At 39.5% G+C, this 21,249-nt stretch carries 25 protein-coding genes; 8 read left to right on the top strand and 17 right to left on the bottom strand.

The window, feature by feature from the left end; translation table 11 throughout:
- Positions 1 to 335 precede the first annotated feature (335 nt).
- The gene (locus AC0VZ9_RS09260; RefSeq protein ID WP_217027488.1) at positions 336 to 941 is read left to right on the top strand and encodes a YhcN/YlaJ family sporulation lipoprotein; all 606 of its coding nucleotides are present in this window, start codon (positions 336 to 338) and stop codon (positions 939 to 941) included.
- A 92-nt stretch (positions 942 to 1,033) separates the two neighbouring features.
- On the opposite strand, the gene AC0VZ9_RS09255 is transcribed toward AC0VZ9_RS09260, so the two are convergent.
- Positions 1,034 to 1,489 carry a pyridoxamine 5'-phosphate oxidase family protein gene (locus AC0VZ9_RS09255; protein WP_019381680.1) on the bottom strand — a complete coding sequence of 152 codons (456 nt, stop codon included), beginning with the start codon at positions 1,487 to 1,489 and terminating at the stop codon, positions 1,034 to 1,036.
- Between the two features lie 237 nt (positions 1,490 to 1,726).
- Between AC0VZ9_RS09255 and AC0VZ9_RS09250 the strand changes: the two genes are divergently transcribed.
- Positions 1,727 to 1,927 (top strand): YlaI family protein, encoded by a 201-nt coding sequence (locus AC0VZ9_RS09250; RefSeq protein WP_009330956.1) that lies wholly within the window; start codon positions 1,727 to 1,729, stop codon positions 1,925 to 1,927.
- Between the two features lie 148 nt (positions 1,928 to 2,075).
- Here AC0VZ9_RS09250 and AC0VZ9_RS09245 read toward each other — a convergent pair whose 3' ends face one another.
- The 3 genes from AC0VZ9_RS09245 to typA are packed head-to-tail and all read right to left on the bottom strand — an operon-like array spanning position 2,076 to position 4,561.
- Positions 2,076 to 2,366: a hypothetical protein gene (locus AC0VZ9_RS09245; protein WP_009330960.1), complete on the bottom strand. Its 291-nt coding sequence runs from the start codon at positions 2,364 to 2,366 to the stop codon at positions 2,076 to 2,078.
- A 15-nt stretch (positions 2,367 to 2,381) separates the two neighbouring features.
- A complete protein-coding gene (locus AC0VZ9_RS09240) occupies positions 2,382 to 2,696 on the bottom strand; it encodes a YlaH-like family protein (protein WP_009330961.1) in 315 nt (104 codons plus the stop codon).
- Between the two features lie 26 nt (positions 2,697 to 2,722).
- Positions 2,723 to 4,561 (bottom strand): translational GTPase TypA, encoded by a 1,839-nt coding sequence (gene typA, locus AC0VZ9_RS09235; protein ID WP_009330962.1) that lies wholly within the window; start codon positions 4,559 to 4,561, stop codon positions 2,723 to 2,725.
- Positions 4,562 to 4,775: 214 nt separating this feature from the next.
- On the opposite strand from typA, the gene AC0VZ9_RS09230 reads away from it, so the two are divergent.
- Positions 4,776 to 4,961 (top strand): YlaF family protein, encoded by a 186-nt coding sequence (locus tag AC0VZ9_RS09230; RefSeq protein ID WP_475397284.1) that lies wholly within the window; start codon positions 4,776 to 4,778, stop codon positions 4,959 to 4,961.
- Positions 4,962 to 4,999: 38 nt separating this feature from the next.
- Here AC0VZ9_RS09230 and AC0VZ9_RS09225 read toward each other — a convergent pair whose 3' ends face one another.
- The 3 genes from AC0VZ9_RS09225 to AC0VZ9_RS09215 form a co-directional block, all read right to left on the bottom strand.
- Entirely contained in the window at positions 5,000 to 5,470 is a 471-nt protein-coding gene (locus tag AC0VZ9_RS09225) for a GNAT family N-acetyltransferase (protein WP_475397283.1), read from the bottom strand.
- Positions 5,457 to 6,257: an inositol monophosphatase family protein gene (locus AC0VZ9_RS09220; protein WP_009330965.1), complete on the bottom strand. Its 801-nt coding sequence runs from the start codon at positions 6,255 to 6,257 to the stop codon at positions 5,457 to 5,459. Before AC0VZ9_RS09220 ends, AC0VZ9_RS09225 begins: the two co-directional genes overlap by 14 nt.
- Positions 6,258 to 6,482: 225 nt before the next feature.
- Positions 6,483 to 6,677, bottom strand: coding sequence for a hypothetical protein (locus AC0VZ9_RS09215; RefSeq protein WP_009330966.1), 195 nt, complete (start codon positions 6,675 to 6,677; stop codon positions 6,483 to 6,485).
- Between the two features lie 195 nt (positions 6,678 to 6,872).
- On the opposite strand from AC0VZ9_RS09215, the gene AC0VZ9_RS09210 reads away from it, so the two are divergent.
- Positions 6,873 to 7,493: a YktB family protein gene (locus tag AC0VZ9_RS09210; protein WP_009330967.1), complete on the top strand. Its 621-nt coding sequence runs from the start codon at positions 6,873 to 6,875 to the stop codon at positions 7,491 to 7,493.
- Positions 7,494 to 7,571: 78 nt separating this feature from the next.
- Here AC0VZ9_RS09210 and AC0VZ9_RS09205 read toward each other — a convergent pair whose 3' ends face one another.
- Together AC0VZ9_RS09205 and AC0VZ9_RS09200 are read right to left on the bottom strand one after the other, a co-directional pair.
- The gene (locus tag AC0VZ9_RS09205) at positions 7,572 to 7,847 is read right to left on the bottom strand and encodes a UPF0223 family protein (protein WP_019381677.1); all 276 of its coding nucleotides are present in this window, start codon (positions 7,845 to 7,847) and stop codon (positions 7,572 to 7,574) included.
- A 57-nt stretch (positions 7,848 to 7,904) separates the two neighbouring features.
- Positions 7,905 to 8,864 (bottom strand): NAD(P)H-dependent flavin oxidoreductase, encoded by a 960-nt coding sequence (locus AC0VZ9_RS09200; protein ID WP_009330969.1) that lies wholly within the window; start codon positions 8,862 to 8,864, stop codon positions 7,905 to 7,907.
- A gap of 329 nt (positions 8,865 to 9,193) precedes the next feature.
- Between AC0VZ9_RS09200 and AC0VZ9_RS09195 the strand changes: the two genes are divergently transcribed.
- Positions 9,194 to 10,663 (top strand): aminotransferase class I/II-fold pyridoxal phosphate-dependent enzyme, encoded by a 1,470-nt coding sequence (locus tag AC0VZ9_RS09195; RefSeq protein ID WP_475397282.1) that lies wholly within the window; start codon positions 9,194 to 9,196, stop codon positions 10,661 to 10,663.
- A 41-nt stretch (positions 10,664 to 10,704) separates the two neighbouring features.
- On the opposite strand, the gene AC0VZ9_RS09190 is transcribed toward AC0VZ9_RS09195, so the two are convergent.
- Positions 10,705 to 10,839, bottom strand: a complete 135-nt coding sequence (locus AC0VZ9_RS09190; protein ID WP_019381676.1) for a GapA-binding peptide SR1P — start codon at positions 10,837 to 10,839, stop codon at positions 10,705 to 10,707.
- A gap of 210 nt (positions 10,840 to 11,049) precedes the next feature.
- Positions 11,050 to 11,349 carry a DUF3055 domain-containing protein gene (locus AC0VZ9_RS09185; RefSeq protein WP_009330973.1) on the bottom strand — a complete coding sequence of 100 codons (300 nt, stop codon included), beginning with the start codon at positions 11,347 to 11,349 and terminating at the stop codon, positions 11,050 to 11,052.
- A 171-nt stretch (positions 11,350 to 11,520) separates the two neighbouring features.
- Here AC0VZ9_RS09185 and AC0VZ9_RS09180 point away from each other — a divergent pair, with 171 nt between their 5' ends.
- A complete protein-coding gene (locus AC0VZ9_RS09180) occupies positions 11,521 to 11,958 on the top strand; it encodes a DUF1885 family protein (RefSeq protein WP_009330974.1) in 438 nt (145 codons plus the stop codon).
- A gap of 39 nt (positions 11,959 to 11,997) precedes the next feature.
- Here AC0VZ9_RS09180 and AC0VZ9_RS09175 read toward each other — a convergent pair whose 3' ends face one another.
- Complete coding sequence (locus tag AC0VZ9_RS09175) at positions 11,998 to 12,855, bottom strand: polysaccharide deacetylase family protein (protein WP_475397281.1); 858 nt, start codon at positions 12,853 to 12,855, stop codon at positions 11,998 to 12,000.
- 371 nt (positions 12,856 to 13,226) lie between these two features.
- Here AC0VZ9_RS09175 and AC0VZ9_RS09170 point away from each other — a divergent pair, with 371 nt between their 5' ends.
- Positions 13,227 to 14,753 carry a glycine betaine uptake BCCT transporter gene (locus tag AC0VZ9_RS09170; protein WP_475397280.1) on the top strand — a complete coding sequence of 509 codons (1,527 nt, stop codon included), beginning with the start codon at positions 13,227 to 13,229 and terminating at the stop codon, positions 14,751 to 14,753.
- Positions 14,754 to 14,803: 50 nt separating this feature from the next.
- On the opposite strand, the gene AC0VZ9_RS09165 is transcribed toward AC0VZ9_RS09170, so the two are convergent.
- Positions 14,804 to 15,049: a hypothetical protein gene (locus tag AC0VZ9_RS09165; RefSeq protein WP_009330977.1), complete on the bottom strand. Its 246-nt coding sequence runs from the start codon at positions 15,047 to 15,049 to the stop codon at positions 14,804 to 14,806.
- A 288-nt stretch (positions 15,050 to 15,337) separates the two neighbouring features.
- Between AC0VZ9_RS09165 and AC0VZ9_RS09160 the strand changes: the two genes are divergently transcribed.
- Positions 15,338 to 15,724: a hypothetical protein gene (locus AC0VZ9_RS09160; RefSeq protein ID WP_009330978.1), complete on the top strand. Its 387-nt coding sequence runs from the start codon at positions 15,338 to 15,340 to the stop codon at positions 15,722 to 15,724.
- Positions 15,725 to 15,771: 47 nt separating this feature from the next.
- Here AC0VZ9_RS09160 and lpdA read toward each other — a convergent pair whose 3' ends face one another.
- The 4 genes from lpdA to pdhA all read right to left on the bottom strand — a co-directional run bounded on the left by lpdA (position 15,772) and on the right by pdhA (position 20,718).
- Positions 15,772 to 17,181 carry a dihydrolipoyl dehydrogenase gene (lpdA, locus tag AC0VZ9_RS09155; protein ID WP_009330979.1) on the bottom strand — a complete coding sequence of 470 codons (1,410 nt, stop codon included), beginning with the start codon at positions 17,179 to 17,181 and terminating at the stop codon, positions 15,772 to 15,774.
- Positions 17,182 to 17,187: 6 nt separating this feature from the next.
- On the bottom strand, positions 17,188 to 18,534 hold the full coding sequence (locus tag AC0VZ9_RS09150) for a dihydrolipoamide acetyltransferase family protein (RefSeq protein ID WP_009330980.1): 1,347 nt from the start codon (positions 18,532 to 18,534) through the stop codon (positions 17,188 to 17,190).
- A gap of 87 nt (positions 18,535 to 18,621) precedes the next feature.
- Positions 18,622 to 19,599, bottom strand: a complete 978-nt coding sequence (locus AC0VZ9_RS09145; protein ID WP_009330981.1) for an alpha-ketoacid dehydrogenase subunit beta — start codon at positions 19,597 to 19,599, stop codon at positions 18,622 to 18,624.
- Between the two features lie 3 nt (positions 19,600 to 19,602).
- A complete protein-coding gene (gene pdhA, locus AC0VZ9_RS09140; protein WP_009330982.1) occupies positions 19,603 to 20,718 on the bottom strand; it encodes a pyruvate dehydrogenase (acetyl-transferring) E1 component subunit alpha in 1,116 nt (371 codons plus the stop codon).
- Positions 20,719 to 21,249 lie beyond the last annotated feature (531 nt).

The following is a 21,249-nucleotide window of genomic DNA, read 5'->3' as shown; positions in this document are numbered from 1 at the left end:
TGCCTCCTGCTCCTCTTGTGTCTTTATTTAGCAAATTACAAAAGCGAGGTCCCCTGCTTGCGGATTTGCAGCTTCATGAAAGAATCACCTTCAATCTTGATGGATATTCTCCTGTTGTTTTATATTATTCATTCTTTTACAGATGTTGATTAATCAGGAATAAAGCTACCTAATGAAGTGGACAAATCTATCTTGGTAAAAATATATGTAATGCCGAATAAAGATAGAAGAAATTTTGCACAATAACATTAAAGAATCTCATTATTCCTGAACCTGAAAAGTCAAGTGACCAATTTCAATTTCAGGGAAATTTTGATCGCCCGGAGGTGTCAAATATGAATAGATGGCTGCTGATATGCATGACAGGATTGCTATTATCAGGGTGCGGTATGAACGGCAATCAGGCGCTAGACCATCAGGAACAGCAAAATACCAACACGATAAATGTTAAAAATAGTACAATACAGGAAGTTGACAGGGAGACTGGACAGCAAGTTTCCAGGCATCTTGTCAATTTGGCTACCCGAGTTCCTAATGTGAATGATGCCACTGCTGTTGTCCTTGGACGTTTTGCTATAGTCGGAGTAGATGTGAACAAAAACCTCGACCGTTCTGAGGTTGGAACAATTAAATATTCAGTTGCCGAAAGCCTCAAAAATGATCCTCATGGTGCAAGAGCAATTGTAGTGGCTGATCCGGATATTAACGCAAGGCTGCGGGAAATAGCTGATGACATCCAAAACGGTGAACCCTTGCAAGGAATCATGAATGAACTGGCAGATATCGCAGGCCGGCTTATGCCTGAAGTTCCAGCCGATTTAGTTGATCCCAAAAAGAAAAATGAGAAAAACGCAACCGAAGATCCAAAGAAAAAGCTCGACAATGATCAGGAAAAACAGCTCGAACAAAAACAGGAAGAACAATCGAATTATCATAAATAAAAGGGTGACAGGCATCTATAGCTTTTTAGCTAATCGGTATAGGTGCCTGCCGCTTTTTAGCCCCCCAAAAAAAGCTTAGTTCCAAGAGGGAACTAAGCTTTTTTCATCGCTTCCATAACCTGTTTATCCAAACGGGCTGCTGCGTCTTTATCATATGTTTTATCATATTGCGGCTCTACAGTGATCTTAGACCCGTAAAACATAACATCACGGACTTCTTTCACAGTGATTTCCATAAGGGCAAGCTTAAGAGGTACTCCTTCCATCTTTTCTGCCTTAACAGAAGCTTTACCAGCGATGGAATATGTAGATTCATTCGCAATAATATTCAGAACAACCATGTTATTGCTATTTATATTTTGAACAATCCTGGAACGGTTATCGACTGCAAAATACAATGTTTCCTCATTTTTTGCCAAAACCCATGAAATCGCATTGACATTAGGACCGCCGGTTTCAAAATCAACAGTAGCAAGTGTAACAAAACGTTCCTTTTGCAGTTCGTCATATAATGGTTTAATTAATTTCGGTTCTACCTGATTTGCCATTCTTTTCCCTCCTTTATTAACTTCATCATAGTATGATAACGCTTTTCTTTCAACCAATAACATCCTATCCTTAAGTTTGGTTGAAGCCTTTGCACTTTCTATACTAATATGAACTAACACAATAAACCCGATACGGTCTGACCGTAAAAATTTTAATTTGCCGTTAAAGCATTCGAATCAATCCTTAACTTATACTATAATGGTATTAACAACAGCAAAAACAATATGAGGTGTCCTATGCGAGTAAAATGTGTACTTTGTGATAAAATCGAATCAATTGAAAACGAGTCCTTACAGGCTAAACGGCTTCGAAACCGCCCTATTCACACATATATGTGCAAACCATGTGAAACAAGAATTACCGAAAAAACTCAAGAAAGAGCAGATACCGGAAACTTTAAGCTCTACCGAAGCAAAGTCCAGGAGGAAGAATGGTAAATCGGGCAACACCGATCATGAAGAGCAGAATAAAAGCGGAAGCGCCTTGATCAGCTGAAGTTCAACTAAAACCGCCACGTCCTGTATATTTTATAAATTCCTAAACTATAAAAAAGCCGTCCCTAACAACATATAGGGACGGCTTTTCTTAATCCTCTGGATAATTCACATACTTTTCTGGTTCATTTTGAATCTGATTAAGCATCACTTCTATTAATTCACGGGGAAAACGGCTCTTTTTCCGTTCTTTATCCTTAGAATAATGCACAAAGTACATTAGATCATCTTTCTCAACTTCGATATCAGAAATCTTATGCTCTTCTGAAAGAATGTCAAAAAACATTTTTTCTGTGTCTGCTGCTGCTGTATCATCCGGACGTTTATCACAGACAATTTTTATCGTTAACCAGTTATACAGTGAATCCTGCAAAGATTTCATCTCAGCCTCTCCCGGTTATTCCGCCTTTGCCTGTTCTTTCTTTTCCTGGTGAAGGCGGATTTTATAGATAATCAAGATTAACGCAGCCACAACAAGACCTTCTGCTACAGGAAGGAATACCCCAAGAAATGTAAGCACGGTACATCCTAAAATCAAGAAGGTATATATAACAGCTGATTTTATTATAGGAAGTTTCTTGGCAAACCCTAATTTAAAAACCAGTATGGATAGTAGAACAATTGTTATATATAGAAGCCACATTCCAGTTGTGGGATTCTCATGGACTTTGAACAAAGCAGCGAAAAAAGAAAGGCGCTGTGAAACATCCATATCCTTCTCTCCTCCCCTTCTTAGCCTTAGTTAGTTTCAGCGTATTTCTTCTTTTTGGCCATTCTTTCACGTTCATTTTTATCAAGAATTTTTTTGCGCAGTCTGATTGACTCAGGTGTTACTTCAAGCAGCTCATCATCATTCAAATATTCAAGCGCTTCTTCAAGAGTCAAAATACGCGGCTTTTTAATTACATTCGTTTGATCCTTATTAGCAGAACGGATGTTGGTTGCATGCTTCACTTTAGTGATATTGACAGTAAGGTCATTTTCGCGAGTATGCTCTCCAACTATCATTCCTTCATAGATTTCAGTACCTGGTTCAACGAAAATGGTACCTCTATCCTCTACTTGCATAATACCATATGTGGATGACTTTCCGCTTTCCATGGAAACAAGCACACCCTTGCTTCTGCCTCCGATTTGTCCTTTAATTTCAGGCTGGTAGCTGTCAAATGTGTGATTGATAATACCATATCCGCGAGTAAGCGTCATAAATTCTGTGGAGTAGCCAATTAGTCCGCGGGCTGGGACGTTGAATGTTAGTCGCACTTGGCCATTTCCGTTATTGACCATATCAAGCATTTCACCTTTACGTGTACCCATTGATTCAATGATTGAGCCGGTATTATCCTCTGGCACATCAATTTGAACACGTTCTACCGGTTCGCAGCGAACACCATCAATCTCTCTAATAATTACTTCAGGCTTGGAAACCTGTAATTCAAAACCTTCACGGCGCATATTTTCAATGAGGATTGATAAATGAAGTTCTCCACGTCCAGATACAACCCAAGCGTCAGGTGAATCTGTATTTTCGACACGAAGACTCACATCTGTCTCAAGCTGGGCACGCAATCTTTCTTCAACTTTTCTGGCTGTAATATACTTTCCTTCTCTTCCTGCAAATGGGCTGTTATTTACAACGAAAGTCATTTGCAATGTTGGCTCATCTATTCTTAGAACAGGAAGTGCTTCCTGATGCTCGACAGGACAGATGGTTTCTCCAACGTTGATGTCCTCCATTCCGGAAACAGCGATCAGATCTCCAGGAAATGCTTCTTGAATTTCCTCGCGCTTAAGTCCGAAGAATCCAAAGATTTTTGTAACTCGGAATTGCTTGACCGAACCATCAAGCTTCATTAAAGCAACTTGCTGGCCGACCTTGATTGTTCCACGGAATACACGGCCAATACCGATTCTTCCCACATAATCATTGTAATCTAAAAGGGCAACCTGGAATTGGAGCGGCTCTTCACGATTATCAGCAGGTGCTGGTATGTGGTCAATAATTGCTTCATAAACCGAATGCATATCATCATCCTGTTTATCAGGAGTTGTACTTGCAGTCCCAGCAATAGCTGAAGCGTATATGACCGGAAATTCAAGCTGGTCTTCGTCTGCACCAAGTTCGATAAATAAATCGATAACCTCATCAACAACTTCTGTTGGGCGGGCAGATTCCTTGTCAATTTTATTTACTACTACGATTGGTGTTAATTTTTGCTCCAAAGCCTTTTTGAGTACGAAACGCGTTTGAGGCATACACCCTTCATATGCATCAACTACTAATAAGACACCATCAACCATTTTCATGATACGTTCTACTTCACCGCCAAAATCTGCGTGGCCAGGCGTATCCAGAATGTTAATCCTTGTATCTTTATATTTAACTGCAGTGTTTTTAGCTAAGATCGTAATACCGCGTTCTCTTTCCAGATCATTTGAATCCATCGCGCGCTCTTCCACATGCTCATTTGAACGGAAAGTCCCGGACTGTTTTAAAAGCTCGTCAACCAATGTTGTTTTACCATGGTCAACGTGGGCTATAATTGCAATATTTCGAATATCTTCTCTTAATTTCAAAAGATTTCCTCCTATTTATAAAAACTGAATCACTTTTTAACATTTTTCACAACTGATACATTATATCACAATTACTATAGAAACCTAAAAGCTTTTTGTGTAAAATAATGTAGAAAAGGATTTATTCCTCATGTATGCTTTTTATTTTTATTCTCTTTACATATTTTTCGCCAGTATTTACTTAAAATAATCCGCTTGGGAGTGGAAAAAATTTATGGACAAAATCAAGTGGCCTTTATTAGCCTTTGCGATTGGCGCAGCTCTATGCATGATGGGCATAGGCGTTGCTGTAGCTGAAAGAAGCATTATAGGCATGATTATTGCCATCATTGCTTTAATTTTTGTAATGGGATACGGTTTTAAAACAAAGAAGAAAATGAAGGAAGACGGTTTATTATAGAAACGGCATAAAAGCTGCAGCTCTGCGCTGCAGCTTTTTCAAATTAATGGACAGACCATTATTAAGAATTCTTTTTCATCAGGAGAAGCCTCCATTTTGAATTGCTCAAAACCGGCGTCAGCTAAAAAATATATCCAATTTTGCCGGTTTTCAGGAACACCCGCAAAGAAAGACTTTTCTCCTTTTTCCTTTAATTCTGCGGCCAACTGCTCGATAATCTTAGTACCGATTCCTTTCCTGCGAATACAGTTCTTAACCAGAATCGTACCGAGCCATGGTTTCCCGTTAGAAGGAGATGAATTCACATGGAATGTGACGGCTATCCGTTCTCCATCAAGCCTCCAAATTCTCCACTCACCATTCAATTTCTGATACCTGGCCATATATTCCATTAGGTTATGCCCGCTTTTTTCTTCTTCTTCCCAAGCAGCACTATCCTTGATGACCTCTAAAAAAAATGTCAAGTCTGCATGTGTGACGCTGCTGCTCGATAAATTACCAATTGCCATTTTTTAAGTATTCTTTCATAATTTCCTGATGAAGCCCTGGCTTAGAGACAAAAACAGAATTGTTTTCAAGATAGTTCAGCGGATCACCTTTAACGGTTGTTGCAATTCCTCCCAATTCCTCGATCATGATCACACCTGCGGCGAAATCCCATGGAGCCAGACGCATTGTTATGTATGCATCAACCCTCCCGGATGCAATATATGCCATTTCAATTGCAGCTGAACCATAGGATCGAGTTCCTCTTGCATTTCTAACAAGTGGAGCCAGGAGTGATGGATCAATTCTTCTATTTTCCGTAACCCATGTAGCATTCAGTCCGATTATTGCCTTTGATACTTCCGTTTCCTTTAATGGCGGAAGTTCCAAATCATTCATGAAAACACCCTGTCCCTTCATGCAATGATATAACTCATCATGGACTACATCGTAAATTAATCCAATTTTCCCTTTTCCATTTTCATAAATGCCTACTGATATGGCAAAGTTTCTTTGCTGATGGACAAAATTCATCGTTCCGTCAATTGGATCAATAATCCAGACAATTCCTTCCATATCACTTAGCTTATCCCCGAAACCCTCTTCACCAAGGATTCGATGGCCGGGATATTTTTCATTAATTTTTTTTATGAAGAATTGTTCTGTTTCCTGATCTATATCTGTCACTAAATCGTTTGCATTTGACTTGGTGGTGATGGTCAACGTTTTGCTGAAAGAATTTTTAATATTCTCGCCGGCCTCTCTAATCAAGGCTTTGGCATATGTATGAATTTCACTCCAATTTGTCATTGGTCAGCCCTCCGCTTGGTATATCATTAAAATATAACTAGCTTAAATGAATTAGCAAGGTTCTTCAAGTTATATACTCTCCTATGATGCGGGTTATCATTTGCAGTAAAAAACAATTGCCAAAATAATAAACGAACTCCTCATGTAATCAGGGAGTCCGTTTCTAATTATTCTTTCTTTTCTTTTGCATTTTTTCTGCCTTATCTCCTTTAGTCACAATTAATCTTAAAGTGCTTTTAATCTGAGAAGTTCCTGCCTGATTTTTTCAAGCTTTAGTTTTGATTGTTTCTGGAGATCTTCATTCCTTTCTGACATGGCATCAAACAAAGTAGCTAACTCATAATCCATTTCCAGCCTTAAGACCGCTGTTCTTTCCCTATCACCATTTTTCTTCTTCACTGTATTCATAAGTTGTTTCATTAGACAGTACACCCCTTCCAATAGTGTTTAATTTTCTGATTATTTTTACTATTATCATATGAAGGACAATTCTCAGTTGCAACTAATTTGTGCGATAACCTAAAACTTTATTTAGTCTCTTCTTTAAAGCTTAAAATTTTTCGATTGTTCGAGGTTATGCTACAATATTTGACAAAGCATATAGGAGGTTAGCTTATGTCTTTTCCTGGTTTCACAAACGATGATTTCGATGTCTTTAAAATAGATGGTCTTGATGAAAGAATGGACAGGTTAAAATCTGTTATTAGGCCTAAGTTAGAAGAGTTGGGACGCCATTTTGCACCCTCACTCTCAAACCTGTCAGGAGATGAAATGTTCCCTCATGTTGCTAAGCATGCCAGAAGAACAAAGAATCCGCCAAATGATACTTGGGTCGCATTTGCAGGCAATGCAAGGGGATACAAAATGCTTCCTCATTTCCAAATAGGTTTATGGGAAACGCATGTATTCATCTGGTTTGCCATCATCTATGAAGCACCGAATAAAGCTGCCGCAGGCAAGTCTTTTGAGAACAGCCTGGATAAATTTTATAAAGAAATACCCAAAGATTATGTCTGGTCCGGCGATCACACAAAACCAGATGCTGTTATGCATAATGAACTATCCAAAGAAGAATTGAGATCCATGTTTCAGCGCCTGCAAAATGTTAAAAAAGCTGAAATTCTTTGCGGCTATCAAATTTCTCGAGAAGATGCCGTTCTCATGTCACCTGATCAGTTTATTGAAAAAGCTGAATCTGTATTTAGAAATTTATTACCCCTATACAAAATGGCATAAACATGTTTCGCATAACGTGGATCAGGCAGCTCAAAAAAAAACAAACCTTCAATTTGAAGGTTTGTTTTTTTACCAAGTCTATTTCTGCATTCTTACTTTATCCCCAGGTGAAAGTTCTTTGGCCAATTTAACTGTCCGGTAAGAGGAATAGCCGCTTTGTTCTTCAAATTCATCACAGATGTTTTTCTCCTGGGCTTTTCCCGGAACAATTTCCTTAAAGCGTCTATATGCATTCATGAATTGTTCTCGCTCAATTCCTTTTTCGTATGCCATTTCAATGCTTTCAAAATATTTGATGACGTCAACTATTTCTTCTGTTGACCAATCCAGGTCAATCGGGTATTGATATTCCACTTCACTTCACCTCATTTATGATAATTCATGGTGCTTTGTCACATTATTTTATCATAATTATTTAATCCATTTCCCTCTGATTGATTCTCCATCTGCAATGATCCGCTGGAATAATTCCTCAACAGACGGGATATCCTTAATTAATCCCATAACTTGTCCAGCCCATGCAAATCCTTCATGGTCTTTCCCTTCATATATATATTTTTTATTAGCATTCCCGCTAATGTAGTCTTTTAACTGCTCATAGCCGCCGTTTTGTTTTTCGATATCGAGTATTTTTTCCGACCATGAGTTAGCGATAACCCTTGCGGGTGCTCCTATAGTTCTTTTTATGACTACTGTGTCATTTTCTGTGCCTTCGACTAAACGATTTTTATATAATTCAGAAGCATGTACGCATTCTTTTGTTGCAACAAATCTTGTCCCCATCTCAATACCCTCTGCGCCAAGACTTAATGCTGCCATCAGGCCCCTGCCGTCTCCGATTCCTCCTGAGGCTATAACAGGAATTGATACAGCATCAGCCACCTGAGGTACAAGAACGAAGGTTCCAATATCGTCCCTGCCTAAATGTCCGCCGCCTTCCTGACCGACAACCATCACAGCATCGGCCCCAAGTTCCTCCGCCTTTACCGCCTGCCGTTTTGCCGCCACAAGTACAAGTTTCTTAACATTTACACCCTTTAATTGATCAAATATAGGAGCAGGATTTCCCCCTGTCATAGAAATAACAGGGACTTCTTCTTCAATCGCAACATCCAGGTAGTGAGAAAATGGCCTTCCATGCTGTCCAATAGCAAAATTAACCCCGAACGGCTTGTCTGTCAATTTCTTCACCTTTTGTATCTCATCTCTAAGTTTTTCCGGGCTGCTGAGAGACATTGCGGTAACCTGCCCTAATCCTCCGGCATTTGAAACAGCTGCAGCCAAATCTGAATAGGCAAGATGGGCAAGACCGCCCTGTATAATTGGATATTTAATTTTCAATAATTCTGTCACACGTGTGTTCCAGTTCATTTATATAACCTCCATTTCTTCCTAACTTTTATTTCTATTTGTAAGGTTTAAATTCCTGTTAACTTCTAAAACTAATGGCAAACCGAAATAGCAGGCGACTGCTCAGGGACGGACGGCAAGCACAAGACGAGCCATGCGAGGAGGTATTCTTTCCTTCCGGAAGGAATTGGCAGGTCTTTCCTCCCTAGGGACGGAAACTAGACAGGCATTAACAGAATCAGTATGCAATAAAACTTTCTATGCAAAGGGATTGAATAATGCTATAATGCAAATGTTTTATAACAGCATGAGTATATTGAAATATTATTTTAAAGAGGTGTGGGAATAAGTTGTCTCAATACAAAACACCGCTGTTCAGCGGTTTGCTTGCACACGCAAAAAAGGATCCGGTACAATTTCATATACCCGGCCACAAAAAAGGTGCCGGGATTGATCCGGAATTCAGGGAATATATAGGTGATAATGCACTCGCTATTGACCTGATTAACATTGGTCCTCTTGATGATCTTCATCAGCCCAAAGGCATTATAAAAGAAGCACAGGATCTTGCAGCAGAGGCCTTTGGGGCGGATAGAACATTCTTCTCTGTACAAGGAACGAGCGGAGCCATCATGACCATGGTTATGGCTGTCTGCGGGCCAGGGGATAAAATCATTGTTCCGAGGAATGTTCATAAGTCCGTCATGTCTGCAATTGTGTTTTCAGGGGCAACCCCTATTTTTATACATCCTGAAATTGATGAAAACTTGGGAATATCTCACGGAATAACAACTGAATCCGTCTCGAAAGCCCTGGAACTTCATCCGGATGCCAAAGGGGTATTAGTAATTAATCCTACCTATTTCGGTATTTCTGCCGATCTAAAAAAAATTGTTGAAATAGCCCATTCATACAATGTGCCTGTCCTTGTGGACGAAGCCCATGGTGTGCATATTCACTTCCATGACGATCTTCCATTATCCGCCATGCAGGCCGGAGCTGATTTAGCAGCAACATCAGTCCACAAACTGGGCGGGTCCATGACACAAAGTTCAATCTTAAATATGAAAGGGAATCTTGTTTCTGCCAAAAGGGTACAATCCATTTTAAGCATGCTGACAACAACTTCCACTTCTTATTTACTGCTTGCCTCATTGGATGTTGCCAGAAAACGTCTTGCCACTGAAGGAAAGGAACTCATTCAAAAGACTATTGATTTGGCCCAGTCCATTCGCCGCCGCATCAATGAAATTGACCGGCTATATTGTGTCGGTGAAGAAATACTGGAAACAAAAGCGGCGCATGACTACGATCCGACCAAATTGATTATTTCTGTCAAAGAACTTGGCATGAATGGTTTCGATGTGGAAAATTGGCTTCGGGAACATCATAATATTGAAGTAGAAATGTCCGATTTATATAATATCCTTTGCATTGTTACCCCCGGTGACACGGAAAGAGAAGCTGATATTTTAGTTTCCGCTCTTGCCGAACTCGCTAATGAGCGTAAAGGAAATACTGAAAAGCTTGAAACTCAAGTGCTGCTGCCTGATATTCCCGTTTTATCGCTTACTCCCCGTGACGCATTTTATGCTGACACAGAGCTGGTTCCATTTGACGAATCAGAAGGAAGAATTATCGCCGAATTCATTATGGTTTATCCTCCCGGAATACCTATATTTATTCCAGGAGAAATCATTACTAAGGAAAACCTGCGTTATATTAAAACGAATATGGAAGCGGGACTTCCAGTTCAAGGGCCGGAAGATTACGACTTCAAATATCTTCGTGTCATTGAAGAGCACCGGGCCATCAGATAATGCAAAAGAGCCTTCCATTTTAGGAAAGGCTCTTTTTATTATTAACGATTATTTTTTGTATTCTCTGTTTTTTCTCCATCACAGCAATTGCATTTTTTTGAATATAGTACTGTTACTTTTTCATCCTCAAAGTGATCAATAGTTGAATTGCAAGCCTGGCATACGATTGTACCCATCTTTTCATTCTCCTTTTCAATGAGTTTTAGAATCATTTGAAAGCGCTTTATCTATAAATCAATAATAATATAACATTATTAAATTATCAAGCCTAATTGTATAACATAATTATTGTTTTTTATTGGTATTTACGTTGACAACATTTATAAACCTTTATTAATAGTATGACATAATAAAAAAAACAGACCAATTCGGCCTGTTTTTTTTGTTTAATCGTATTGTTCTTCGAAACGTGCACCAGGGATCGCTTCTATGAAAAACTCGCTTAAATCAGCTGCCTGTTCATATAAATCAAGCTTAAATGCCTTTTGCAAGTATTCGATGTCTTCGAGATCTTTTGGGTCAAGGAGAGTGGAGCGGCCGGTCTGCATACAAATAACCAGAGGCTTAGAAAAGAAGAGGTTTGTATAAACAATTCCAAAATCATACCGTGTTGACTCGGTGGTAAATCCAACAAAACGGACATTCACGTTTTCATGCTCATCATAGAGCTTCTCAAAATAATCCATAAAATACCTCCCTTTTAAATAAATATTTAGAATATTATTATAATTTATTTTAGGCGCTTTGACAAGTAATTTAAATTTACCTTACTATTTTAAGTTGTCATAAGATTTTATCTAATGCTAGAATGAAGGAAGATGTTCATTACCATAATTATGGGGATAATGGGGGGAAAGATGTTGGCGGCTAATTCTTTTATCAAGCTGGTTCCTTCATCAGCTAAGGAAAATATTTCAACAGAAGAGCTTAAAGAACTTTTCTTATATTATAAGGATATTACAGGCAAAACAGGCAGCCAGATTAAATGGGAATATAATGATGCCGCTTTTCCTTATGAGATTAAAGAGAAGCCTGAAGCAAAAGGAACCTGGTTTTACCTATATTCAGACCATGACCGATATAATGCCATATTGCTTGGCATTGATAAAGAAAAAGTTATTGAGGAAGACGGCTCTGAACGGGAGCAGGCCTACATACAGGTTACATTGCCGGAAACTGCAACTTTTGGAGATAAAGGTAAAGCTAATGAATTTTGCAAATTTCTTGCTAAAAAGCTGCAAGGTGAATTGCATCTCTTCAATGGAAGAATCATGTACTATTATAAAAGAAAATAATTCATTTATAAAAAACGTTGAGAACAGCGGCTGCTGTTCTCATTCTATTTCCTGGCTGATCTGAGCAGGATCGACAGGTGTAAATCCTTTATTCCGCAACCCTTTCACAATATCCTCTAATGCTTCTTTTGTCCATTGCCTATCATGCATCAATAAGTTTGCACCATTCACTAAAAAGGGTGAATTAATCATTATATCTGCCAAAGCTTCTTTTGATTGATATTCCTTTTCCCAGTCATATCCGTATGTCCAATTCATGAGAATCATGTTTTCATCCTTAGCAACCTTTCGGCTGTAGTCTGAAATGGATCCAAATGGTGCCCGGAAGAATTTTGGCCTCTCTCCGATAATCTCTTCTACTCGATCATTAAGACTAACAATCTCATTATATTGCTGTGCCTCGGATAAGGTTTTTAAGTTGTAGTGGCTGTATGTGTGATTACCAATAGCAAAACCAAGTTCGTGAATTGCCTTCAAAACTTCTGCTTCTTCCGGAGTATCAATGAAGTGTCCATTAACAAAGAAGATTGCAGGTGCTGAAAGTTTTTTTAAGATCCTGGCCATCTCCAATGCATTTTTATCTGGAGCATCGTCAATAGTCAGTAATACAACCTTTGAGTTTGCATGATTCATTGGTTCTACTGTCCAATTACTTGCATTTATCTTGTATTGCGGCTCTGATAAGGATACTGCCTCTTCTTTAGGCTCTCTTTCGTCATCTCCCTTGTTCTTCTGCAATTTTGATTCATGAACTTTGGAATGGTCATCCGAATTATTTTCTTCTTGCTTATACTCTTCTTTTTCCAATTCTGATGGCTTTTGAACCGCAGTAAGATCCGTGCAAGAAGCCAAAATCATTAGAAAAAAAACACCTATGATAAGCCCCGTTATTTTCATATTGCCCCCCCTACAGTGCATATCCCTTTAATCTCACTCCAATTAGTGTTAGTATGTGAAATGGCCTTTTAAAGGAGTTGTCCCCCTTTTTGACACCTTACCATTACCTACTGATTTTACCCGAAATAGATCCGTTTTGAACATTCAAAAAGTAAAATTTAGAATTTCTGTGAGGATCTATACATCCTTTAGATTTTACATAGTCGATCTTTTTCGGGAAGCTGCTCTCCCCTGCTGAGCTTCAAAATGCTTTAAAAATCAAGCTATAACTGTCAGGAATGCGGAATTCTTATTTTCCTGCATTTTTAGGATTGGGAGTTTTACGGAATTATTTTATTTACGTTCATTATAATAAGATTTGGAGGGATTTGATGAAGAAACTGACACCAGTATTTACGGTTTCAGTCATATTCACAGCAATTTTTATTTTATGGGGACTTGTCCCAAAGACTATACTGCCAAAAGGCAATCTTGATTCTGTTACAGCATCTGTTCAAGGATTCATATTGGAGAAGTTCGGCTGGTTTTACCTTTTATCAGCTTCTATCTTTTTAATTTTTTCTATCCTATTAGCATTCAGCAAATACGGGAATATTCGTCTGGGCAAGGATGCAGATAGGCCCGAATATAGCTATTTATCATGGTTTGCCATGCTCTTTAGTGCCGGGATGGGAATAGGCCTGGTTTTTTGGGGAGTGTCGGAACCTATGTATCACTTTTATGCCCCCCCTTTTCTCGAAGGACAGACACCTGAAGCAGCCAGGGCAGCCATGAGGTACTCCTTTTTCCATTGGGGTCTTCATCCATGGGCTATTTATACTGTCATTGGGCTTGCATTGGCGTATTTCCAGTTCAGAAAAGGAGCACCGGGAGTTATCAGCTCCATTTTGAGGCCAATTTTAGGAAGGAAAGTGGACGGGCCGCTGGGCGTATTAATTGATTTTATTGCCGTCTTTGCTACTGTTTTCGGAGTTGCAACATCACTAGGTCTGGGTGCCATTCAGATTTCCGGAGGACTTTCTGGAATATTCGACAGTATCGGTAATAATTTCAACACTCAATTAATTATTATTGTCGTTGTGACGGTCTTGTTTATGTTTTCAGCCCAAACCGGATTAAACAAGGGAATAAAGTATTTAAGTAACTTAAATATTATCTTAGCAATATCCTTATTATTATTTCTGCTGTTTGTAGGTCCATCTAACTTTATTATGGACCTGTTCACAACGACAATTGGGTCTTATATTCAAAACCTTCCATCCATGAGCTTCAGGCTCAGCCCTTTTGATCAGGAGCTGACATGGTTTCAGGATTGGACCATTTTTTATTGGGCATGGTGGATTGCCTGGGCGCCATTTGTCGGTACGTTCATAGCAAGAATATCCCGTGGAAGGACAATAAGAGAATTCGTCATTGGTGTGCTTGCTGTTCCAACCCTATTTGGAGCCCTTTGGTTCTCTGTTTTTGGAGGAACAGGTATATACCTTGAATTCTTCGAGGCCAAGCCTATCATGGAAACAATCGAGCAGCAGGGAATGGAGGTAGCACTATTTACTGTGTTTGATAACTTCCCTTTCAGCACTGTTCTTAGCTCAATGGCTATTTTCTTAATCAGTACATTCTTTATTACTTCTGCAGACTCAGCTACTTTTGTTCTTGGCATGCAGACGACTAACGGAAGCCTGAACCCTCCGGGAAAAGTGAAATTTGTCTGGGGCATTATTCAATCAGCATCTGCAGCCATCCTTTTATGGACAGGAGGTCTTGAAGCTCTCCAAAGAGCTTCCATTATAGCTGCACTCCCTTTTACCATCATTATGCTTCTAATTGTGGCATCGCTGGTTAAATCGTTTAAAGAAGAGGACATCCTGAAAAAAACAGCTGATAAAGCCAAATAAAAAATCGGCACCTGCAAAAGGTGCCGATTTTTTTATCCTTATACTTATCTTTACCAATGGGACAGGTAGGACATTGCAAAATGGAAAGATGCATATAAGCTTAAGCTCATAACAGTTACCATAAATGTTTTTTTTGCAGACTTAATTACCCAATTTCCAATGTTTATTGCCAAATAGAAAAAAACAAAAAACATAATGACTTTATATATGAGCTGGTCATATTTTGACAGCCATTCAATAAAAGTATATCCGCTCCAAATTAACATCTGCAGCAAAAGAGCTGTATAAATCTTCATGCACTCCACCACCAAATTTTTTAATCCTTACCCGCTTTTTTAATAGAAGAAACACTTGTGTATGTAATATATGTTGAAAAGGATATTCTTATTTTTCATTTCTGTAACATTTGAATGACAAGCCAAAATTTTCTTTCACTACATGATAAAATACTCATAAATATTAGGAGATTATTATGAATTGCTCATCAACTGTCAGAAGACTGGAAAATCACCGAGACTTCTATACTGCTTTAGATAAAACAATCTTATGTCATACGGTGGAATTTATAATAAAGTGAGGGCAAAATGATGAAAGGTCTGCCGCTGATCTTAATTACTGCACTCTTGTTTGTAACCTCTTCATGCAATCATAAGGAAGTAAAAAAAGAGCTGAAGATAGACGATAGTGTTAAACAGCTCATTTTTTTCACGGATAAAAAACAATATGAACAGGAAATATCCTATTATGATGCCATCATCGAATTAAAGAGAAGCTATCCGGATCTGATCAAGAATATGAAAATCATAACAGCATCTGAATCCAGCCATATAAGCAATTATAATGTAGAAAACTGCCCTGCCATGCTGCTGGTCTATCAAGATAAAGTGATTGTAGAAATTAATGGCACGGTACCTAAAGAGAAGATCATTCATCCGCTTGCTGATGCAATGGATGAAAAAGACGAAAAATAGTCATCATATACAAAAAAATCCTCCCCTGGCAGGGAGGATTTTTTTAATTATTTTACAATGTGAATTGGGCTTCCAATAGCAACTTCTGCTGCTTCCATTGTGATTTCACCCAATGTTGGATGAGCATGAATAGTCATGGCAAGATCTTCTGCAGTCATACCTGCTTCAATAGCCAATCCAAGCTCAGCAATCATATCAGATGCACTTGCACCAGCGATTTGCGCACCGATTACAAGGCCATCCTCTTTGCGTGTCACTAGCTTTAAAAAGCCGTCAGTGGAATCAAGTGCAAGGGCACGGCCATTTGCTGCGAATGGGAACTTCGCTGTCGTTACTTCGATTCCTTCTTCTTTAGCCTGCTGCTCAGTATATCCTACAGAAGCCAATTCAGGTTCAGAGAATACCACAGCCGGGATTGCTAAGTAATCAATTTCTGCGTTATGGCCTGCAATTGCTTCTGCAGCAATCTTGCCTTCGTAAGAAGCTTTATGAGCCAATTGAGGACCTGCAACAATATCACCAATTGCATAAATATTGCTTACATTCGTACGGCATTGTTTATCGATTTCAATAACACCGCGTTCAGTCATCTTAATGCCGGCTTGTTCTAAGCCCAGTTCGTCTGTATTTGGACGTCTTCCAACCATTACAAATACATAATCTGCATCAAGAGATTTCTCTTCGCCTTTTTCTTCAAACTTAACGGTAACTCCATTTTCATTCTCTTCAACACCTTTAGCAAGTGCCTTCGTAATGAATTCAACGCCTTTTTTCTTTAAGTTCCGTTTAACAAGTGATGTCATTTGCTTCTCAAAACCGACAAGGATATCATCCGCACCCTCAAGAACCGTTACTTGAGAACCAAAATTCGCATAAGCTCCGCCAAGTTCGATTCCAATAACACCGCCGCCAATAACGACGATTTTCTCTGGAATCTCTTGAAGTGCCAGTGCACCTGTTGAATCAAGAACTCGTTTAGAGAATTTAAACGTTGGCAATTCTATTGGACGCGATCCTGTAGCAATGATTGCATTTTTAAATGTATAAGTTTGTGCCGAATTATCATCCATTACACGAAGGGTATTCGCATCAACGAAATAAGCTTCCCCGCGTACGATGTCAACTTTATTGCCCTTTAAAAGACCTTCTACTCCTCCAGTAAGCTTATTAACTACACCGGATTTAAATTCTTGTACTTTTGTAAAGTCAACTTTTACATTTTCAGCTGTAATACCCATTACATCTGAGTGCTTTGCATTTTCATAGCGGTGGCCTGCTGCGATTAAAGCCTTTGAAGGAATACATCCAACGTTTAAGCAAACACCGCCCATATTAGCTTTTTCTACGATTGTTACTTTCTGTCCAAGCTGTGCTGCACGAATCGCTGCAACATATCCACCAGGACCCGCACCAATGACTATAGTATCTGTTTCGATTGGGAAATCTCCTACTACCATTTGTTATTACGCCTCCATTAACAATAGTTCTGGATCGTTCAGTAAACGCTTGATGTGATTTAATGCATTTTGTGCAGTTGCTCCATCAATAATTCTGTGGTCAAAGCTTAGTGACAATGCCAATACTGGAGCAGCAACAATTTCTCCGTCCTTCACTACTGGCTTTTCAGCAATACGGCCAATTCCAAGAATGGCAACCTCTGGATGATTGATAACCGGAGTAAACCATTGACCGCCGGCAGAACCAATATTTGTAATTGTGCATGAAGCACCCTTCATTTCATCTGGAGCAAGCTTGCCATCACGGGCTTTACCAGCCAGCTCATTGATTTCATTAGAAATGGCAAATGTCGACTTGCGGTCTGCATCCTTAACAACTGGCACAAGAAGACCTTTTTCAGTATCCGCTGCAATACCGATATTGTAGTAATGCTTATGGATGATTTCACCTGCTGCATCATCGATTGAAGTGTTTAGTGCTGGGAATTCACGCAATGCACTTGTTAATGCTTTTACCACATAAGGAAGGAATGTAAGCTTAATTCCTTTATTAGCTGCAACTTCTTTAAACTTCTTGCGGTGTGCAACAAGTTTCGTAACATCAATTTCATCCATTAATGTTACGTGTGGAGCTGTATGCTTAGAGTTTACCATAGCTTTTGCAATTGCTTTACGGATTCCGCTCATTTTCTCGCGAGTTTCTGGATATTGTCCAGCAGGAATCGCCTGTGCAGCTGCAGGTGCAGTTTCTCTTGCTTCAGCTTTTGGTGCGTCTTCTTTAGCAGTGGCTTCAGCAGCTTTTGCTCCGCCATTCAGGAATGCATCAATATCATCTTTCTGAATGCGTCCATTTTTGCCGCTTCCAGCTACCTGGCGAATATCTACACCTTTGTCACGAGCGTATTTTCTAACAGACGGCATAGCAATAATACGGCGATTAGGATCTACTTCCGTCTCAGAAATAACTACTCCTTCTTTTGGTGCATCTTGAGCAGGAGCTTCTTCCTTCTTCAAATCCTGGCCAGCTTCAGCAGTTGCCTGAACTTGCGCTTCTGTTTTTTCTTCTTTAGGAGCCTCATCTTCATGATCTCCCTTGAATTTAAGGTCTTCATAACCAGGAGCATCAAAAGTAATCAATACTTGACCTACAGTTGCAACTGTACCTTCTTCAACAAGGATTTCTTCAACTTTACCTTTAACTGGGGAAGGAATCTCAACAACCGCTTTATCGTTTTGAACTTCACAAAGCACGTCATCTTCTTGTACTTCGTCACCTGGCTTTACAAACCACTTGACGATTTCACCTTCATGGATACCTTCACCGATATCAGGCAATCTAAATTGGAATGCCAATGGAATTCACCCTCCTATTATTTCGATCGTTCATTATAAAACACGTCAGGGGGATATTTCCCCCCTTGTGTCATCAGTTAAATGCGATTAAAATTCAAGAACTTTTTTAGCTGTTTCAATAACATCTTTATAGTTTGGAAGCCAAACAGTTTCAGCTTGCGGGAAAGCAAAAACAGTATCTGGAGCAGCTACACGCAGAACTGGTGCTTCCAGGCTGAGAATAGCACGATCATTGATTTCTGCAACGACACTTGCTGCAATACCAGCCTGCTTTTGTGCTTCTTGAACAACAATTGCTCTTCCTGTCTTTTCAACAGAAGCAATAATTGTTTCAATATCAATAGGAGCAACTGTACGCAAGTCGATAACTTCTGCAGATTTTCCTTCTTTTTCAAGCTCTTCAGCCGCTTTTAGAGATTCATGAACCATTGCTCCGTAAGTCACAATAGTCAGGTCGGAACCTTCACGTTTAACTTCTGCTTTACCAAGAGGAATTGTATATTCTTCTTCAGGCACTTCCTGACGGAAAGAACGGTACAATTTCATATGCTCAAGGAAGATAACAGGATCGTTATCGCGAATTGCAGAGATAAGCAGTCCCTTTGCATCATAAGGAGTTGACGGAATCACAACCTTTAGCCCAGGCTGTTGAGCCATTAAGCCTTCCAGGCTGTCAGCATGCATTTCAGGAGTATGTACCCCTCCCCCGAATGGTGAACGGATTGTAACCGGTGAATTATATCTTCCGCCGGAACGGTAACGCATGCGTGCCAGCTGGCCGGAAATAGAATCCATTACTTCATAGACGAATCCAAAGAATTGGATTTCAGGCACCGGACGGTAGCCTTGTAAACCAAGACCGACTGCCAGACCGCCGATTCCGGATTCAGCTAGAGGTGTATCAAATACACGCTCTTCGCCGAACTCTTTTTGAAGGCCTTCGGTAGCACGGAAAACGCCGCCGTTTACGCCCACATCTTCACCGAATACCAATACATTCGGATCGTTGCGCAATTCTGTGCGAAGAGCATCAGTAATTGCCTGAATCATTGTCATTTGCGCCATGGCTTACTTCGACTCCTTTTCTTTGTATATTTCATACTGTTCTTTTAGGTTATAAGGCATTTCTTCATACATAATGTTCATAAGGTCAGTAACCTTTTGTTTAGGTGTATCATCAGCCTTTTTAATAGCTTCTTTAATATCTTCTTTTGCTTGTTCAATTACTTCGTTTTCCATGTCTTCATTCCAGATGCCCTTATCCTCAAGGAACTTGCGGAAACGAACAAGCGGATCTTTCTTTTCCCATTCATTATCCAGGTCAGAAGTACGGTAACGCGTTGGATCGTCACCGGCCATTGTGTGTGGTCCGTAGCGGTAAGTCAAAGTTTCGATTAGTGTAGGACCTTCACCATTCAATGCACGTTCACGCGCTTCGCGAACAGCTGCATAGACAGCAAGAGGATCCATACCATCAACCTGAATTCCAGGAATTCCGGCAGCCACTGCTTTTTGTGCAATTGTTTTTGCTGCTGATTGTTTTTCTACTGGAGTAGAGATTGCAAAGCGGTTATTCTGAACAATGAAGATAGCAGGTGCTTTGAATGCTCCTGCAAAGTTGATGCCTTCATAGAAGTCACCTTGTGAAGCACCGCCGTCTCCAGTATAAGTGATGGCAACCTTCTTTTCGCCGCGCTTCTTCATTCCAAGGGCAACCCCTGCAGTCTGAATATATTGAGCTCCAATGATAATCTGAGGTGAAATGACATTTACACCTTCAGGGATGTTTCCGCCTTCAAAGTGTCCGCGGGACCAGAGGAAAGCCTGGTATAACGGAAGGCCGTGCCAAATGATTTGAGGAACATCACGATATCCTGGAAGAATGAAATCTTCTTTCTCCAATGCAAAATGAGATGCTAGCTGAGAAGCTTCCTGTCCGGCAGTAGGAGCATAGAAGCCCAAGCGGCCTTGTCTGTTAAGTGAAATGGATCGCTGATCAAGAATGCGAGTATAAACCATACGGCGCATTAATTCCTGAAGCTGCTCGTCGCTTAAGTCAGGCATTGCTGATTCATTAACAACCTTGCCTTCTTCGTTTAAAATTTGTAGAGTTTGGAACTGTTCTTCAACTGTTTCGAGCTGTTTTTTAGCATCGAATTGTGCCTTCTTTGTTTTAGAAGCCATATCAGTCACCCTTTCCTTTCATAAAAAGACGTTTATAGAGTTTTATACACAAAAATTAGGTTACCCAAAACGAAGCCATATTAGATACTCTTTCCAAAGGCAAAAAGTTTTCTCTTTCCGGCATGTTTTATTAAGCATCTCTAAAAAGCAGAACATTCGTTTCTGCCATATGCATACTTTTAAATAGTGTTCCACAGATCACTTCTAAAAAAACGTCTTTCTGTTCATCTTTAACTATCATATTCTGTATCAATTTATTTTGCAACATAATTGATACAGAATTAATTACGAGATTTAGTTTAATACACCTCCAAGACCTTAGTCAATTACCTTGCTTTTTGTTTTTCACAGTTTCCATACTTTTTATATTTTTTATTGATAATCAAAACTGTATTATCGACTGAATCGCATCTGTACTATAAAAAACTATTATATTTCGATGTGTTATAGTAAAGAAAACCCTCCCGTCATTATTTTAAAATTCATCCCGAGCGGCATTTCCTCTCATTCAATTGCTTTTAAGAATAGCAA

The sequence above is a fragment of the Cytobacillus sp. QJM3NY_8 genome, from assembly GCF_056173585.1.
This window is presented reverse-complemented; position numbering and strand designations above follow the sequence as displayed.

Coding starts and splice junctions, on each gene's coding strand:
- AC0VZ9_RS09260 (WP_217027488.1), top strand. CDS start 336: ATGAATAGATGGCTGCTGATATGCATGACAGGATTGCTATTATCAGGG.
- AC0VZ9_RS09255 (WP_019381680.1), bottom strand. CDS start 1,489: ATGGCAAATCAGGTAGAACCGAAATTAATTAAACCATTATATGACGAA.
- AC0VZ9_RS09250 (WP_009330956.1), top strand. CDS start 1,727: ATGCGAGTAAAATGTGTACTTTGTGATAAAATCGAATCAATTGAAAAC.
- AC0VZ9_RS09245 (WP_009330960.1), bottom strand. CDS start 2,366: ATGAAATCTTTGCAGGATTCACTGTATAACTGGTTAACGATAAAAATT.
- AC0VZ9_RS09240 (WP_009330961.1), bottom strand. CDS start 2,696: ATGGATGTTTCACAGCGCCTTTCTTTTTTCGCTGCTTTGTTCAAAGTC.
- AC0VZ9_RS09230 (WP_475397284.1), top strand. CDS start 4,776: ATGGACAAAATCAAGTGGCCTTTATTAGCCTTTGCGATTGGCGCAGCT.
- AC0VZ9_RS09225 (WP_475397283.1), bottom strand. CDS start 5,470: ATGGCAATTGGTAATTTATCGAGCAGCAGCGTCACACATGCAGACTTG.
- AC0VZ9_RS09220 (WP_009330965.1), bottom strand. CDS start 6,257: ATGACAAATTGGAGTGAAATTCATACATATGCCAAAGCCTTGATTAGA.
- AC0VZ9_RS09215 (WP_009330966.1), bottom strand. CDS start 6,677: ATGAAACAACTTATGAATACAGTGAAGAAGAAAAATGGTGATAGGGAA.
- AC0VZ9_RS09210 (WP_009330967.1), top strand. CDS start 6,873: ATGTCTTTTCCTGGTTTCACAAACGATGATTTCGATGTCTTTAAAATA.
- AC0VZ9_RS09200 (WP_009330969.1), bottom strand. CDS start 8,864: ATGAACTGGAACACACGTGTGACAGAATTATTGAAAATTAAATATCCA.
- AC0VZ9_RS09190 (WP_019381676.1), bottom strand. CDS start 10,839: ATGGGTACAATCGTATGCCAGGCTTGCAATTCAACTATTGATCACTTT.
- AC0VZ9_RS09185 (WP_009330973.1), bottom strand. CDS start 11,349: ATGGATTATTTTGAGAAGCTCTATGATGAGCATGAAAACGTGAATGTC.
- AC0VZ9_RS09180 (WP_009330974.1), top strand. CDS start 11,521: ATGTTGGCGGCTAATTCTTTTATCAAGCTGGTTCCTTCATCAGCTAAG.
- AC0VZ9_RS09175 (WP_475397281.1), bottom strand. CDS start 12,855: ATGAAAATAACGGGGCTTATCATAGGTGTTTTTTTTCTAATGATTTTG.
- AC0VZ9_RS09170 (WP_475397280.1), top strand. CDS start 13,227: ATGAAGAAACTGACACCAGTATTTACGGTTTCAGTCATATTCACAGCA.
- AC0VZ9_RS09165 (WP_009330977.1), bottom strand. CDS start 15,049: ATGAAGATTTATACAGCTCTTTTGCTGCAGATGTTAATTTGGAGCGGA.
- AC0VZ9_RS09160 (WP_009330978.1), top strand. CDS start 15,338: ATGATGAAAGGTCTGCCGCTGATCTTAATTACTGCACTCTTGTTTGTA.
- lpdA (WP_009330979.1), bottom strand. CDS start 17,181: ATGGTAGTAGGAGATTTCCCAATCGAAACAGATACTATAGTCATTGGT.
- AC0VZ9_RS09145 (WP_009330981.1), bottom strand. CDS start 19,599: ATGGCGCAAATGACAATGATTCAGGCAATTACTGATGCTCTTCGCACA.
- pdhA (WP_009330982.1), bottom strand. CDS start 20,718: ATGGCTTCTAAAACAAAGAAGGCACAATTCGATGCTAAAAAACAGCTC.